Annotated in this window: 14 protein-coding genes; 3 read left to right on the forward strand and 11 right to left on the reverse strand. The window is 42.2% G+C overall.

The genetic code is table 11. The features are described from left to right. The gene (locus tag GC098_RS16195; RefSeq protein ID WP_171644176.1) at positions 1-510 is read left to right on the forward strand and encodes a DinB family protein; all 510 of its coding nucleotides are present in this window, start codon (positions 1-3) and stop codon (positions 508-510) included. Positions 511-541: 31 nt separating this feature from the next. On the opposite strand, the gene GC098_RS16200 is transcribed toward GC098_RS16195, so the two are convergent. The 10 genes from GC098_RS16200 to GC098_RS16245 all read right to left on the reverse strand — a co-directional run bounded on the left by GC098_RS16200 (position 542) and on the right by GC098_RS16245 (position 10987). Next, the gene (locus GC098_RS16200; RefSeq protein ID WP_171644177.1) at positions 542-1531 is read right to left on the reverse strand and encodes an asparaginase; all 990 of its coding nucleotides are present in this window, start codon (positions 1529-1531) and stop codon (positions 542-544) included. Positions 1532-1657: 126 nt separating this feature from the next. Then, complete coding sequence (locus GC098_RS16205) at positions 1658-2380, reverse strand: amino acid ABC transporter ATP-binding protein (protein WP_171644178.1); 723 nt, start codon at positions 2378-2380, stop codon at positions 1658-1660. Then, a complete protein-coding gene (locus tag GC098_RS16210) occupies positions 2377-3033 on the reverse strand; it encodes an amino acid ABC transporter permease (protein WP_171644179.1) in 657 nt (218 codons plus the stop codon). Before GC098_RS16210 ends, GC098_RS16205 begins: the two co-directional genes overlap by 4 nt. Before the next feature lie 97 nt (positions 3034-3130). Then, positions 3131-3940, reverse strand: coding sequence for a transporter substrate-binding domain-containing protein (locus tag GC098_RS16215; RefSeq protein ID WP_171644180.1), 810 nt, complete (start codon positions 3938-3940; stop codon positions 3131-3133). 288 nt (positions 3941-4228) lie between these two features. Beyond that, entirely contained in the window at positions 4229-5107 is an 879-nt protein-coding gene (locus GC098_RS16220; protein ID WP_246358643.1) for a response regulator, read from the reverse strand. Next, positions 5097-6410: an ATP-binding protein gene (locus GC098_RS16225; protein WP_171644182.1), complete on the reverse strand. Its 1314-nt coding sequence runs from the start codon at positions 6408-6410 to the stop codon at positions 5097-5099. The genes GC098_RS16220 and GC098_RS16225 overlap by 11 nt, the downstream gene beginning before the upstream one ends. A gap of 156 nt (positions 6411-6566) precedes the next feature. Beyond that, entirely contained in the window at positions 6567-8450 is a 1884-nt protein-coding gene (locus GC098_RS16230) for an ABC transporter permease (protein WP_171644183.1), read from the reverse strand. Continuing rightward, positions 8425-9189, reverse strand: coding sequence for an ABC transporter ATP-binding protein (locus tag GC098_RS16235; RefSeq protein WP_171644184.1), 765 nt, complete (start codon positions 9187-9189; stop codon positions 8425-8427). Before GC098_RS16235 ends, GC098_RS16230 begins: the two co-directional genes overlap by 26 nt. A gap of 92 nt (positions 9190-9281) precedes the next feature. Further along, complete coding sequence (locus tag GC098_RS16240) at positions 9282-10283, reverse strand: sensor histidine kinase (protein WP_171644185.1); 1002 nt, start codon at positions 10281-10283, stop codon at positions 9282-9284. Beyond that, complete coding sequence (locus tag GC098_RS16245) at positions 10280-10987, reverse strand: response regulator transcription factor (RefSeq protein WP_171644186.1); 708 nt, start codon at positions 10985-10987, stop codon at positions 10280-10282. Before GC098_RS16245 ends, GC098_RS16240 begins: the two co-directional genes overlap by 4 nt. A gap of 488 nt (positions 10988-11475) precedes the next feature. Here GC098_RS16245 and GC098_RS16250 point away from each other — a divergent pair, with 488 nt between their 5' ends. Both GC098_RS16250 and GC098_RS16255 read left to right on the forward strand, forming a co-directional pair. Further along, complete coding sequence (locus GC098_RS16250) at positions 11476-12678, forward strand: quaternary amine ABC transporter ATP-binding protein (RefSeq protein WP_171644187.1); 1203 nt, start codon at positions 11476-11478, stop codon at positions 12676-12678. Next, positions 12678-14417 carry a glycine betaine ABC transporter substrate-binding protein gene (locus tag GC098_RS16255; RefSeq protein ID WP_171644188.1) on the forward strand — a complete coding sequence of 580 codons (1740 nt, stop codon included), beginning with the start codon at positions 12678-12680 and terminating at the stop codon, positions 14415-14417. Before GC098_RS16250 ends, GC098_RS16255 begins: the two co-directional genes overlap by 1 nt. Positions 14418-14506: 89 nt before the next feature. Here GC098_RS16255 and GC098_RS16260 read toward each other — a convergent pair whose 3' ends face one another. Beyond that, on the reverse strand, positions 14507-16930 hold the full coding sequence (locus tag GC098_RS16260) for a bifunctional diguanylate cyclase/phosphodiesterase (protein WP_246358644.1): 2424 nt from the start codon (positions 16928-16930) through the stop codon (positions 14507-14509). Between the last annotated feature and the right edge of the window lie 205 nt (positions 16931-17135).

Genomic DNA, 17135 nt, shown 5'->3' on the forward strand with positions numbered 1-17135 from the left:
ATGTCTAATCAAATTCTCAAAAATTACGAGTATCATGTATGGGCTAATAAGCGGGTTTTCGCTCGTTTAGAGGAACTGCCGGAGGAGATTTTGCTGCAGGAGATGAGCGATGTATTTCCAACCATACATGCCGGCCTTGTGCATATCTACAGAGTGGATACTGTCTGGTTGTCCGGCATGAAGGGAAGCAGCTATGAGCAAACCAGAGAGCTGATCGTCACTGCTGAAGAAAAGACCAAAGGGAAAAGCTTGAAACAACTAGAAGCCGCCTTCTCGGAGTTAGCCGAGACTTACAAAGCCTTTCTGAATAGCGATGCCGATTGGCAAGCTACGAAAGACTTTCCGCATCCAACCTATGGCGTCCTGCATGCCAGCAACGAAGAGCTTATCCAGCACGTTGTTAATCACGGCACTTACCACCGCGGCAACATCACTTCTATGCTCCGCCAGCTCGGACATGCAGGTGTATCTAGTGATTACGTGTTTTACTTGTATGATGTAAATAAGTGAAATAAGATCCGCTACCGTAATAAGTCTCTTTTTATAAAGTGGTGTCATCGGCGATCGACATTTCCATCATTTCCTTTACCTCTTTGAGGTCATTGGTCTTGCCTAATACCCACATCAATTTCGGAACGATCGCCTCTTTATTCATATCCTTCGACGAAATAATCTGTTCTCTGCCTACTCTTCGCCCAACTTCATAAAGCGTCAGATCGCCGCCTTCTTCCAGACATTGTGTCGTAATGACGACAGCGACTCCAGCTTCTATAAGCTCAATGATTTTCGGAAGAAGGTTGCGCCCTTGGGTAGGAACCCCTCCTAAACCAAAGCCTTCGATAATCACACCTCTATAGTGTTGTTTCAGATAGTCGAAAAGTTCAGGCTTCGTACCTGGATGCAGCTTTAACAAAAAAACATCGGGACATAGCGATATGTCCAGCTTCATCTCTTGATTCCGAACAGGTTCAACAGGCGTCGTGTACTTGATTTCATCGCCTTCAAAGTAAGCCACATACGGATGATTAATGCTTTCAAAGGCATCGTAACTGCGGGTCCTCACTTTCACGGCTCTTGTTCCGTTGATCACCTTGCCATCAAAAACAATAAATACACCACCAATGTCTTCACACGCAAACAGTGCAGCGTTACGCATGTTATGGATGGCATCTGTGTGATTGTTGTGGATTGGAACTTGAGAACCTGTAATAACAACTGGCTTACTTAAGTTTTGCAGCATATAGGAAAGCGCGGCTGATGTATAACTCATCGTGTCCGTTCCATGTGTGATGACAAATCCATCATAATCATCATAATGCTTATAAACGGCTTCCGCGATGCGGACCCAAAATTCAGGCTGCATATTCGTGCTGTCAATTTCCATCAGTACGTTACTGTCTACCTGATATAGCTGATTTTGTGCTGGCAAATAGCTTATCAGTTCATCGGCTGTCATCCCTGGGGTCAATCCATCCTCCCCAACCACAGATGCGATGGTTCCACCCGTAGCTAACAAAAGTATCTTTTTCATAGGAACGTTCCTTTCGCGTGGTTTCCGGTTACATAAACAGACAACAAGTAGAAAACCTCTATCAAGGTCGTTCAAAAATGAGCGACCTGCTAGAGGTGAATTTGTATAACCATATTATAAATCGATTTATAGAATTTTGCTAAGAAATGCTTGGGTACGTTCGTGTTTGGGGGAATCGAATAGTTCGGAAGGTGTTCCTTCTTCTACGATGTACCCTCCATCCATGAAGATTACACGATCTGCCACTTCGCGAGCGAAGCCCATTTCATGCGTGACGACAATCATGGTGATTCCCTCATGGGCTAAATCCTTCATGACTTGCAGCACTTCGCCTACCATCTCGGGGTCCAAGGCCGAAGTCGGTTCATCGAATAACATCACACGTGGATTCATAGCTAGCGCACGGGCAATAGCAACACGCTGCTGTTGTCCACCAGACAACTGGTCAGGGTACGCATCCCGCTTCCCAGCCAAGCCGACTTTTTTCAATAGTTCCATGGATTTCTGTTCATTTTGCTGCTTATCTATCTTTTTAATGTGTTTCGGGGCTAGCATGATATTTTCCAATACGGTCAGATGAGGAAATAAGTTAAAGAGCTGAAAAACCATACCTACATTTTGGCGTAAATGATCGATATTCGTGTTAGGTGACGTCACTTCGACATCGCCGATCACAACTTTTCCAGACGTCACATCCTCAAGAAGATTTAGACAACGCAGGAATGTACTCTTTCCTGATCCAGAGGGTCCAATCACGCAAACCACTTCTTTCTCTCGGATCGTAGTCGAAATATCTTTCAGCACTTCGTTCGTACCGAATTTCTTTTTCAAGTTTTGTACGACGATCATTTGGAAGCATACCTCCTCTCAAATACGCGAGCTAAGCGGGATAAAGCATAGATGATAATAAAATAGATGACACCTACGACTCCCCATATCTCAAAAGCACGATAGTTGGCAGAGATAATAATCTCCCCGCTCTGTGTCAACTCACTAATTCCGATGACGGACAAAAGGGAAGTATCCTTAATACTTACGATGAATTGATTGACGAAAGCAGGTATCATCCGGCGAATGGCTTGTGGTAATATGACCAACCGCATCGTCAACCATTTGCTCAATCCTAATGAGCGCGCCGCTTCCATCTGCCCTCTGTTAATAGAGTTAATACCTCCACGGAAAATCTCCGCTATATAAGCACCAGCATTCAAGCTGATGGCAATAATACCTGCGGTTTCTGCCGGTATCCGAATATCAAAGAAAGCAGGTATACCAAAATACTCAAAGAAGACCTGTACTAACAGCGGCGTTCCGCGAATGATATCAACATAAGAAGTGGCAATAGCCCGAAGAATTTTACTGGAAGAAACATTCATCAAACCCGTAACTAAACCTATAAGAAAAGCGATCGGTAAAGAGATGATAACAATTTTAAAGGTGATTAGAGCGCCTTTCATCAACATGGGTAATGCATCTAAAATAACCTGCAACGAGGAAGTCACCGGATCCCAACCCTTCCTTTTTAATGGAATTCATAATGACGCTAACCTTCTGAGGCCCATCGAACATTGGGTGACAAAAGGTTAGCGCTTGTGTTATCTATTTAGTGGATTTTCCCATGTAAGTGCTGATAATTTCATCATATTTTCCGTTAGCTTTTACTTTTTTGAGTCCATCATTAATTTTTTTCATCAATTCTTCGTTTTCTTTACTCACCGCAATACCATAGTTATCACCGTTCAAGCGATCCCCAACAATTTTCAGCTTGGAATTCGGATCAACTGCAATCTTGTACGAAATCACCGGAAAATCTTCAATCGTTACATCTGCATTTTTATTGGCGACTTCCTGATACATGGCTGGACTATCATCGAAATACTTCACTGTCGCGCCATATTTTTTACCATATTCATCAGCTAGCTTAGCTCCGGCTGTTCCTTTTTTAATAGCAATGACTTTCCCCTTCAAATCTTCTGGGGTTTTGATCGTTGTATTATCTTCCCGAACGATAAGCGATAGTCCCGCTTGATAATACGGATCCGAAAGGCCAACAACCTGTTTACGCTCGTCCGTAATACTGATGCCAGCAATAGCGCCGTCCAATTGTTTGGATGTAATAGCAGGTATAATCCCTTTAAAATTCATAGGTTTTAATTCAACTTCAAATCCCTCTTCTTTGGCAATTGCGTTGATTAAATCAATATCTATTCCAATGTACTTGCCATCTTTTTGATACTCAAAAGGGGGATACGTCGCATCCGTACCGAACGTGTATTTCTTAACTGCTGCTGCTGTTTGTGCAGGTTGCGTAGTCTGCGTTGACTTATTATCCGTAGTTGCACCATTTCCACAAGCACTAAGTGTTAAAGCTATAACCGTTCCCAGTACTACTGATAAACCTTTTTTCATGTAAGAACCCCTTTTCTTCTATTAAATTTGAGATCGATTGATTTGATCACTTTGTAGTTACATACTATCTCCTGCTCTACAGCAACATACAGAATCCTACAAAAACAATTACACGACATGAAAATAAAGTTTACATACACAGCAAGTAATTTTACTAGAAAATTTTGTATCCGATTACATTTTGTATTGACTCCTATTTCATGTGATGATATGTCACAGCGAAATAAAAAAAGGAATCCAAACCTCTAGTCTTTACTATCTCCAGACTTGAGAGGTTGAATTCCTTACTCAATTATTTAATTTTTCTAGTGTCTCCATGTAAAATACTTGTAAAAACTTTTTGATGTTTACTTTTCCTTTATCGGGTTGCTGTTCTTCGTCCATGACTTTCATCCTCATCCGAATATCCTGGAAATCAAAGTACAGCGGCGCATAATATTCGAACTTAGGATTACTATAATCGGTTAAACCAATGGAAGCCATATTATTCAAAGCAGCCATGATCGTCCGTCGAATGCGCTGTTCAATCGCCTTACTTTCTTTCTCAATATCTTTCTGTCCTTGTTTATAGGTGTGGGCGACAGACTCATACAATTCTTTTAAAGGAGGGAAGCTAGTTGCCTCTCTATGTTCTATGGCATTCTCCATTAAAGCTATAATGTCCTTACTGCCAATCTCACCGATGATTCCCAAATCCATTAGAATGGTCTTCACCACATCACGAACTTTTCGTTCTTTACGGGGAGATGTTGGTCCGGCAATATCTAATTTTGCTAAAGATTGCTTGATCTCAGAAACATACCGCTCATATTTCCACTGCTCATTAACTTTGCTCAATACGTGCTCTACTTCCACGCGATTAATCGGCTTATGAATGAAGAACTCGATTCCTTTTTGATAAGCTTCTCCTACCATGTCCTTATTTTCAATTTGTGAAATCATAATAAATTTTCCGTCATACCCACTGTTTTTTAATTGCGTGATTGTCTCAATACCATCCTGATCAGGCATCAATAAATCAATCAACACAACATCCGGTTTCGATTTTAGGATCATTCGAGCCCCCTCAATTCCACCTTCCGCCGTTCCCATCACCTTGCCAATGCCGCATTCATCAATAATATCTTGCAGCATACTTCTGCAAACGACATCATCATCAACGATCATAATTGAAAGTGCCATCGACTCTACCCTCTTTAATTAGACTTGTTAGTGGGAGACGAACAACAAACTGAGTACCGTTTGCCTTCTCCGATGATGCTACTGCGATACTCCCCCCAAAGGAATGAACAATATCGCGTACATGAGAAAGACCGATCCCGGTTGCTGCTATCCCTTCTTCATTGTATTTTGTCGTATAACCAGGTTCGAAAATAAGCTCCTTCTTATGATCAGGTATTCCTTTTCCAGAATCTATAACGATAAAATATACGTCTTCTTCTTTTTCAAAGACCCGAATATGTATGGTTCCATTTTTCTCTATAGCTTCTACCGCATTGGCGACTAAGTTATTTATGATCGTCAGCAAAGGCACATAGTGCGTCGTGTTCAGATTAAATGCCAGTTCTTTTTCAATGATAACCTTTTTCTTTAGCATTTCACTATATTCTTGATTTCCCTTTTCGACAAAGTGCATGATCTCCGAAAGACTCATATGAACGACAACTTCACTATCGAATAATTTCAATAAACCTGCCAAAATACGTTGAGAATCCTTCTTTACTTCATGGATTTGTTGGGCAATTCCTAACGTACGCTGACTATAGCCTTTGAGATTATCCTCATTTAATTTCCGATAGAGGTCATAGCTATCCGCGGTAATCCCCTCTATGGTGTCCATAGCTTTTTTCAAATAAAAAGCTTCTCCATATAAACCAGAGTTGATGTTCAGCATCTGCTCCATTCGCTTTTCCTGTTCAGCATGGAGTAACCGCATCTGACTAATAGCGATACTGTTGTACAGACCGATTGCAAAATAACTGCGTACGACAGCTATGACCATTATAAGCAACCATTCTTTAAAATAAAAGGTATTCGTACCGAGGAATACCCCACGCAGTAAGAGCTCCGTTTCATTAGAAACGAAGTCAATTAATGCGATATATCCACCTAACACGAGGGGGTGAAGTTCGTTCAATCTTTTTCGCAGCTTACTCATTCCAAATGCAAATACGACATAGTAACAACCGGCTGCCACATTATTCTGCAAGCTCTCCAGGATCGTATAAGAATGAACGTGAGTGATCCAATCTCCAGACTGAACGATCATACTAACAATCCCCGTTAGGATACCCGTTTTCACATAGGGTAAATGCGGCATAAGCAATAAAAAAAACAAAAAGATACTAACCCCAAGACCGATGCGGAAATAATCGTTGCTAAAGGGATTTATCTTGAATTGTGCGCCCGTGGCCGTAGCAATAGCGATTACGATCATTTGCAATCTTTCGTTTTTGACTAAATTCTGCATCTTTCGATTTGCACCTTCTTGGGGGGTCAGATTTTATCCGCTACCCATGAACTAAAATTCTAATGCTTTATACTAACATACATGACCCCTCATTTGCATAAAAGCTTAGCCGTCATTTATGCTGCGGTTCACCCTGCACGCAAATGACGGCTAATTTTAAACTGCAGCTTTAATTTGTTTCGTATAGAAAAAGCGAACGATGAAAAAGTAGACGACTTGTATAGCGGCAAAGACGCATAGTACAATGGCGGACTCTGTAAACAAATTGTAATTAAACATATGGGATAATGCCGTAAGTGCTACGGCCCCGTGAACAAGCGCCACAACAATCGGTGCGAAGAAGAGAATCGCTGTTTGCCTGTTAAGCACTTTTTTCAATTCGTTTTCAGTCAAACCCATTTTGGCTATTGCTTTAAATTTTTGTTTGTCGTCGTCTAAATCTGTATAGAGGCGGAAATATAGAAAACTCCCAGCCGAGACGAAAAAGACAATTCCAATAAACAATCCAATAAACAACACCGGACCATAGGTTCTATTTAAATCATATACTTCGTAATCAACAGCAAACAGTTCATGCCTTCCAACCTGTTTGGTTAAAATCTCTCCTGCTTGAATAATGGCCTGCTGCTGGCTTCCTTTTGCCTGCCATACATGAAACCTTCTTTGTTCATTTGCATTTGGAAGCTGCTCATAGGCATCATCTTTGACGACATAATAATCATACATTTCCGTAAATACTCTTGAACTGACAATGATATTAGGCTGTAGTGTTATGCCTGATTGCAGCTTAATAGGCTGCTTCAGCTGTTTATCATCTCGGTTATTCCCGAATCTTTCATTATGAACGACTGCCGACTGCCCGTCTTGCAGATTGATTTTACCCGCTCCAATTAAGCTTGCAAAGCGATTATAATCAGACTGCTTGGCGATCAATGTAGGCGTCTTTTGATCATTTACTCGAAAGTAACTGAGTATGGCTTGAGCCTTCACGGTCTCGATTTGCTTGCTGCCTAATTGTTCATCGATGAAAGCGATATCCTTCTCTTCCTTATCTTTACTGTCGACCTTGTCCGCCGTATAGGTTAACGTGTAGGGGTTTTGTGATTTCGTTGAACCTGTGGTTAACGATTGAACTCCATAAAGTGAGCCAATGGCGCTAAAGGCTACGGTCGAAATGATGGCAACCATGAAAAACGTTCTTGCATTATCCTTCATACGAAAGGAAAGATCAGCAAATAGAAGCATATTTGTTCTTCGCCAGAAGATGGACTCCCTGTTCTTAAGACTGCGAATCACATAAACACTTAATTGGGTAAACAACAGATAGGTGCCTATGATCACCACAATAATAACTGGCAGCATGACCATGAAAACAAGGGATCCTTTCGCGATCAAAGCAGTGAAGTACCCAATCCCTAGCAATGCAATGGCTGTTATGGTTAAAAAAACAGATGCCTTTGGTTCTCCTTTGGACTTCTTATCTCCTTTAATCAAGTTGATTAACTTTCCGCTGCGTAGGACAAAAGAAACAACAAAAGAAATGAACAGAAATAAAATGGTAAAGGAAACAAATGTTAAGATAATGGCCTTCAACGGCATATAGAAGTCCAGCTCGGTTCCGATAATCAGAACGTTTTCAGCTGTTAGCAAGATTCCTTTTGCAAAGACTAATCCTAGACCAATGCCCCCTATTGTTGCGAAAAATCCGATTAACATGTTTTCACAAAATACCATCGAACGGATTTGTTTTGTGGACATGCCTAGCATCATCAATAGCCCAAATTCTTTCTTGCGAGATTGCAGAAAAGAGCTCATCGAATACAAAACGAAGAAAAAGGAAAAGACATAAATGATTCCTGAAGCTATATTAAGACCAAAGGTTGCTTTGGAATTCACCGCTTCTCCGTTCAACGCCGGATGGAAAGCAAAGATAGCAAAAGTGAAAAATACCATCACCATGAACATACTGCTTAGAAAATAGGCTGCATACAGTCTTTTATTGCGTGTGACGTTATTAAACGCGAATTGACGAAAGGTCATTTGCGTTACCTCCCAATAAAGAGAGTGTGTCGATAATCTTCTGGAAGAAGACCTGACGATTATCGCCGCGATGAATTTCCGAATAAAACCTGCCATCTCGGATGAAGACGACTCTGTTGCAATAACTCGCTGCTTGAGGGTCATGCGTTACGAGCATCATCGTTGTTTGATCTGTTTGATTGATGGATTCAAGCATTTCCATAACATCCTTCGATGCTTTTGAATCCAGATTTCCAGTCGGTTCATCTGCAAGCAATAGCTTAGGCGTATGAATCATCGCCCTGGCAACGGCCGCTCTCTGCGCCTGTCCACCAGATATCTCGTACGTGCGCTTTTTCATAATATCTGTAATCCCAAGTTTCTTGGCAATTTCATTTGCTTTTTGCTTCATCTCGCTGACTTTTTTCCCGTCCAATGTCAAAGGCAGAACGATGTTTTCTTCAACGGTTAACGTGTGTAGGAGATTAAAGTCTTGAAACACAAATCCCAGCTCACGTCGGCGGAATTTAGCTAAGTCGTTTTTACTTAGATGATGTGGATTATGGCCAGCAATTAAGATTTCGCCAGTTGTCGGTTCGTCTATGGTTGCGATCATATTAAGCAAAGTTGTTTTCCCGCTTCCAGACGGACCCATAATGCCAACAAATTCACCTGATTCAATGGTTAAATCTATATCCGATAAAGCGCGGTAGGCGATCTTCCCCTCATAGATTTTACTTGCTTGTTTCACTTTCAGCATCACGAAAGCCCCTTTCAAATCGTCATCATTCGATCTGTGATTAGTGTACCGCTATCGACCGAATCCAACTATTGATTCTCCTTTCACTTTCCTTACACGGACGTAAGGTTTTGCGATGACGCGAAAATAATTCGAAATGTTGTGCCTTCGTAAACTTCCGAATCAAGTTCTATGCGATGTCCCAGATGTTCGGCTGCCTCCTTCGTTAAATAAAGACCCATTCCGGTCGATTCTCTGAATTTACGCCCATTTTCCCCTGTATAAAAAGGGTGGAAAATACGGGCTTTATCGGTATCCGGGATGCCCACTCCGAAGTCAGTTACCTCTAATACCGCTTCTTTATCTTTTTCATATAGAGAAATGATCAGTTTCTTGCTTTTCCCTGCTGAATACTTCACCGCATTATTTACAAGTTGTGAAAGCATAAAAAACAGCCATTTTTCATCTGTCTCTACGACGATTCCTTCCTTTATCTCTTGCAGTTGAGGATAAACCTGATTACGGATATAGAACCGTTTATTTTCCTGATTCACTTCATTCACGATTTTGGACAGAACGACAGGTTTGACATGAAAATCCTGCTCAATGGTTCGAAGGCGCGCCATATACAGAATCGTATTTAACCCCGTCTTCATTCGCTCCGTCTCTTCGCGGATATAGGAAGATTCCGGTTCATCCAAGTTTCGAGCTGTGAGTTCGATGACAGACAGAGGTGTTTTCATCTGGTGTACCCATTGGTCCATAAACTTCAGATGCTCCTCTTGTCGATGCTCTGCCGTTTTGATTTGTTGCTGGTAATACTTATACTGATTTCTCAATAGCTTATTAAAAGCTTCCGACACAGGGGTTTGCTCCGTTTTCTGGAAGGAATCATCCAGTGACTCAAGTGGGTTGCTGAGGCGTTGATAGAAACTGCGACGGCTATAGTATTGATATAACAGATAGCATCCAAGAAAGAAGAATCCAAGGAAAATGGCATACAGAGCCGGTGCCGTATTGCGATATCCATCAAGCCAGTAAATGCCTAGAATCGTGATAAATTGAATAATCTGCAAGACCAACAATAGAGAATGCTCTTTGATAAATAACTTCATTGATCTCCCGCCTTCGTCCATGTAACGTTCAGACGATATCCAGCGCCCCTTACCGTTTCCACCGCATCTTCTATGCCTAGCTCAAGAAATTTTTTCCTAACGCGTGTAATGTTTACATTGAGCGTATTTTCATCTACGTACGCTTGATCGTCCCATAGCTTTTCAAGTAAATCTTCACGACCAGATACGCGCGGATAGCGCTCCATCAGACTTTCGATGATGTCGGCTTCTTTTTTCGTCAGTGAAGCAGCTTTTGTACCGAATAGGAATTCCAGCCGTTCTGGATAAAGCTTCAGCCCGTCTCTTTCCAATACTCGCTCGCCAACCTTCACCGCGTATTCCCCGTAAGCACGCCGAAGATGACTGCGAATTTTCGCTAAGACAATTTCAGAATGAAACGGCTTCGTAATAAAATCATCCCCGCCATTTTCCAGCGCCATGACCTGATCCATTTCACCTGTTCGCGCTGATATAAATAGGACAGGACATATCGATTGCGTACGAATCTGCCGGCACCAATAATACCCGTCATAGCTGGGTAGATTGATATCGAGAAGCACAAGATCCGGTCTATTTTTATGAAAGTCGTCCATTACGTGATCAAAATCAGCTACTGTTGTTACGTTATAGCCGTATTTTTTTATGTAAGACTGCAAAAGCTCAGCAATTTTAGGATCGTCTTCTACTATCATAATGGTTTGCATATCAGTTTCTCCTTCCGATTGGTGCCACACTTTTAGTATGAATAAAAAAGACTGCCAAGTAAACAATATGCAAATAAATGACAATGTCGGGGAGGACTTATATTGGTTGGCATTCATTCCACCTGGCTCCCAACAAACATCAACTTAAAAATTTATGGGGCCACCTTTTAAGTCTTAAACTCTTAGGAAAGCCCCTTTTTAATAATCCTAACTCCGTTCTCTCAATCCACCTCACATCTGTGAGTATTAATAACCCCTTTATTCTCCGGTTCGTCAAAGATTCCCACCACACCTGCATACAACTCGCCTGTTTCGCCTGTCCAAGAATGAATCCCGACATCAAACAATATCGCACTTCTTCTCCCTCTTAGGACCTCGTGTTTCAATTCCCGCTATTATGTTTATATTATTACTACGGCTTTTTTGATCGGAGAGAAAATTTCTGATTTAAGGATAGTCTGATTTCAACTAAACAACAGGAGGTAGCTATGCATATTGTTGAAGTCAATAATTTGACGAAGGTATTCGGCCAAGATCCCAAGAAGGCCCTTTCACTTCTTGATAAAGGATGGTCCAAAAAGAGAATATACGAAGAAACGAAGCATACCGTTGGTGTAAATAAGGTCAATTTAACCATACAGGCGGGCGAAATCTTCGTGATTATGGGATTGTCCGGAAGCGGTAAATCTACGCTGGTCCGTCTATTGAATCGTCTGATTGAACCCACCTCTGGAACCATTCTCATTGATGGCGAGAACATTGTATCGATGAACCATGAACAGCTTCGCCAAGTTAGGCGCAGTAAGATCAGCATGGTTTTCCAGAAATTCGCCTTGTTTCCGCATAAAACAATCATTGAGAATGTGGAGTTTGGACTGGAGATTCAAGGCGGCTCCAAGCAGGCCAATCGGCAAAAGGCGCTGGAATCTTTAGAACTTGTCGGTTTAAAAGGATTGGAAGACAGCCATCCCGACCAGTTGAGCGGAGGCATGCAGCAGCGGGTTGGACTAGCGCGCGCTTTAGCGAACGATCCTGATGTTCTACTCATGGACGAGGCATTCAGCGCACTGGATCCTTTAATTCGTAAGGATATGCAGGATGAACTGCTGGAGCTTCAGGATAAAATGAAAAAAACAATTATTTTCATTACACATGATTTGGATGAAGCCTTGCGAATTGGCGACAGAATCGCTCTTATGCGGGAGGGCTCCGTTGTCCAAATTGGGACACCCGAAGAAATATTAATGAATCCAGCAAATAAGTATGTGGAACGATTCGTAGAGGATGTCGATCTGTCCAAAGTATTAACGGCTGCACACGTGATGCGCAGGCCAGAAACGATCACTTTGGAGAGGGGACCAAGGGTCGCCTTACAATTGATGCAGGATAATGGGATTTCGAACCTGTACGTCGTGGACAAAGCAAAAAGGCTCATTGGCGCCATTACAGCAGAAGATGCCGTTATGGCTGTTAAAGGTGATAAAACGATTGGAGATATCGTCATTCGTGATGTGCCTACAGTCCCGCCTGACATCCATTTGAATGAATGCTTCGAGCTTATTAGCAGTGCCAAAATTCCGGTTACTGTGGTCGACGAAAAAGGCCGTTTACTAGGCATTATAGTTCGTGGCGCAGTCCTAGCTGCCATCGCAGGCACCCATGATACTACTGACAAGAAGGTGAACCCCTAATGTTCACGAAAATTCCTTTGGACCGCTGGGTCGAATCCATCATCAGTTGGTTCAATACCAACTTTGCCTTCCTGTTTGATTTCTTCTCATCCATCATTAGTGGGATCGTAGGCGGATTTACTTTCTTATTTCATGCCTTCCCCGCTATCGTTGTTATTGTACTTCTAACGCTCCTTGCTTACTATTTCGGCAAGTGGCGGCTGGCACTATTTACAATGCTCGGGTTGCTGCTTATCCTTAATCTCGGATATTGGAACTCCACAATGGACACATTGGCTTTGGTATTAACCTCCGCCCTTATTTCCATCGTTCTTGGACTGCCACTCGGGATTTGGTGTGCCAGGAACCGCTCGGTGAGAAGTACGCTGACCCCGATGCTGGATTTTATGCAGACAATGCCGGCGTTTGTATACCTCATTCCAGCGGTTACTTTCTTCGGTCTTGGCGTGGTTCCAGGCGTTATCGCCTCGGTTATTTTCTCTATCCCGCCGACCATTCGCTTAACGAACCTAGGTATCCTGCAGGTACCTGCCGATTTAGTGGAAGCTGCGGATGCATTCGGGTCAACCCCGGCTCAGAAGCTTTTCAAAGTACAGTTTCCATTGGCACTGCCGACTATATTAGCAGGGATCAACCAGACCATTATGCTGTCTCTATCGATGGTGGTCATTGCTTCAATGATCGGAGCACAAGGCGTCGGAGCAGACGTATACCGGGCTGTGACTCAATTGAAGACAGGCCAGGGATTTGAGGCAGGACTTGCTGTTGTCGTCTTGGCTATCCTACTGGACCGATTAACACAGAGTGTCATTGGAAAGAAAAGAAAAGGGAACAAGTCTTTCGCATTAAAGAAGCCCCTGGTAATCGCGGCCGTAGCCGCTTTCTGTGTCATTGCTATCTTTATAGGAATAGGGAAGAAATCTCCTGTTTCGACGAGTACTTTTGTCGGAGATCAGGTGAATTACAGCATTATTGGCATTGACCCCGGTTCTGGCTTAATGAATGCTTCTGAAAAAGCGCTTAAGACTTATAATCTTACCTCATGGAAGTTAGTAGAAGGGTCCAGTACAGCTATGACCATTGCCTTGGACAGAGCGTATAAGGAAGGCAAGCCCATTATTGTGACCGGCTGGACACCGCACTGGATGTTTTCAAAGTATGATCTGAAATATTTGGAAGATCCGAAAAAGGTATTTGGCGGAGATGAGGAAATTCATACGATTGTACGTCTACATTTGCAAGCCGATCAACCTTCGGCCTATCAATTCCTCGATAAATTTCAGTGGAAACCTGCCGATATGGAAAAGGTGATGGCGAACATCCAAGATGGCCAGAAGCCGGAGGAATCCGCTACCCAGTGGGTGGAGACTAACCCGGATAAGGTAAATGCGTGGATTAGCGGTATTCCCAAGGTGGAAGCGAAAAAGTTAAAGCTTGCCTATGTAGCATGGGATTCTGAAATTGCCAGTACAAATGTGGTTAAATACGTGCTGGAGAGCAAGCTAGGATACCAAGTAGATATGCTTCAGGTTGAGGCTGGACCCATGTGGGCTGGCATCGCTAGCGGTGACGCTGACGCCATGGTGGCAGCTTGGCTGCCAACCACGCATAAAGATTATTATGAGAAGTTTAAAGGTAAATTCGAGGACTTGGGACCCAACCTAATAGGAACCAAGCTCGGTCTAGTCGTTCCGAAATATATGACCATTACTTCCATTGAGGATCTGGTTAAAAAATAACGGAGGCGGCATGCACAAAAAGACTGGATAAGTATATACTTGTCCAGTCTTTTTGTATGAGCTTCGCCTTCTCAATGGGACGTCTACTATTACAAACGGTTCTTTAAGAAAATGGAGAGTTCTTCACCGGATACTGGTCGGCTAAAAAAGTATCCTTGCGCTTCGTTACATTGTCTCTGCCTAAGGAAATGTAACTGCTCCTGCGTTTCAACGCCTTCCGCAATCACTTTTAAATCCAGATTGTGTGCCATAGCGATTATGGTATGAACAAGTGCAGCATCCTTTGAATCCGCAAAAATATTACTCGTAAAAGAGCGATCGATTTTTAAGCTGTCGATCGGGAAGAGCTTCAAATAGCTTAAAGAAGAATAACCTGTTCCAAAATCGTCAATGGATAGATGAATACCCATTGCTTTTAGTTTTTGCATCGTAGTAATAGCATACTTCGAATCTTGGATGATGCTTTCCGTCAGTTCAAGCTCAAGATATTGAGGGTCAAGTTCCGTTTCTTTTAAAGTTTTACTGACCATCTCAACTAAATTATTTTGTTGAAATTGACGGGAAGATATATTTACAGCGATACGTAAAGGAGGATAGCCTGTATTTTGCCAAATTTTATTTTGGTGGCATGCCTCATAAAGCACCCATTCCCCTATTGGGATGATTAATCCAGTTTCTTCGGCTAAAGGGATAAACTCATCGGGAGAGATATTTCCCCACTCCGGATGCTGCCAACGGATCAGGGCTTCTACCCCAATCACTTTACCGGAAATGACATCAATCTGCGGTTGATAGTAAACCTTAAACTCACCGCGTTCCAAACCTTTGCGCAGTCCCATCTCTAACTTCATTTTTTGGGACACCGCTTCATTCATATCCGGTGTATAAAACTGAAAATTATTTTTCCCTTGCTCCTTTACCCGGTACATGGCTGTATCCGCATTCTTGATCAAGGTCTCTATATCCCTGCCATCGGATGGATACAAGCTAATCCCAATTGATGGGGTTACAAACATCTCGTGTTCACTTAACACAACCGATTTCGAGAACAAATGGACTATGTTTTGGGCTTTTTTCGTAATCTCATCAGAAGTAATATTAGGGAGGAGCACAATAAACTCATCTCCACCTTGGCGTGAAACTGTATCCATTTTACCCATGCAGTCTCGAAGTCGCTTGGCGACCTCAATCAATAAACGATCACCCATGGCATGTCCTAACGTGTCGTTGATATATTTGAATCGATCCAAATCGATAAACATAATCCCTATGATCTGTTTATTTTCACTTGCCTGATCCAACGCTTGCGTGAGGCGATCATTGAGTAAGCGTCGATTCGGTAGTCCCGTCAAAGGATCAAGATATACCATTTGATTGATTTTTTCTTCGGCTTTTTTGCGTTCCGTAATATCTCGAATGATGCTGCTGAAGTAGGTATTTCCTTCCTCTACCCAATCGGCAATAGAAAGTTCGATTGGAAATTCACTTCCGTCTTCTCTCATCCCTTGTAATTCGACGGTTTTCCCGATAACGTGAGGTTTACCTGTCGTAAGGTAACGTTCCATTCCTTTTTGATGAGCTTCTCTGTATCGTTCAGGTATTATGATTTGTAGCATTTTACCTAAAACATCTTTTTCTTGATACCCAAAAATGAGCTGGGCTCCGGTGTTCCATGAAATAATGGTACCCTTGCTATCGGCTAAAATAATGGCGTCGTTAGCGGACTCGATCACGGATCGGAATTTTCTTTCTGACCCTAAAGATTGGGATTCAAAACGGTTTTCAACAAAAGTGCTGATAAACACCAGCCCCAAAATGATCAGCATGCCAATTCCAATCGAATACGCTAGAAGTGTATTATCGAACGATGATCCCGACAAACTGATATGTTGATGATCGTGTTTGAACGTCGCTGCCGACATCCCAGTGAAATGCATGCCAGATATAGCTACCCCCATAATGAGGGCACTTCCTACTTTTCTCCACCCAAAACCCGGTTTACTCGAATTCTGTTTCGCCAAAAACAATAGAAGCAAGGCTACTAATGATACGACAACAGCAATGATTGCAGAAAGAGCCCATAGAAAACGATTGTACGTAATTGTTGCTTCCATCACCATGGCTTCCATACCGATATAATGCATAGAAACAATTCCAATCCCAATGAAAAGGGCACCCGTGATCACTTGGAATTTGCGCATAGAAGGTTGGCTTACAATATGCAGTGCTAACCCCGATGAAAAAATGGCAGGAATAATAGAAACAATGACCAGTATTACATTATAGGTGACAGGAATAGACAAATGGAAAGCAAGCATAGCTATAAAATGCATGGACCAAATGCCCATCCCCATCGCAAATGCTCCGCCAGATAACCAGATGTAACGTGCATAACCTTTTGCTTTATGTATACGAATTCCTAGATCCAAAGCAGCAAACGAAGCAACTATTGCGATAATAATCGAAAGAAGGACTAGGGGGAAGTCATAGGTGTTTGAGAGTGTCTCCATCATGAATATTTTAATTCTCCTTATTTGCCTCAGAAAACGACAATTTCTAATTATATTCGACTAGTTTCCTCCTATTACCTGCTTGAATAATTCCAGTATTATGGGAGAAATTATCTTTATTCAACACAAAAAGAACAGGCACGGAAAAAAGCTCTTCCGACCTGTTTTTTTAAAATTATAAGTCACCAACGAATGCCTTCATAAATGG

Origin of the sequence: Paenibacillus phytorum (assembly GCF_013141715.1) — a bacterium.
Classification (GTDB): Bacteria; Bacillota; Bacilli; order Paenibacillales; family NBRC-103111; genus Paenibacillus_E; species Paenibacillus_E phytorum.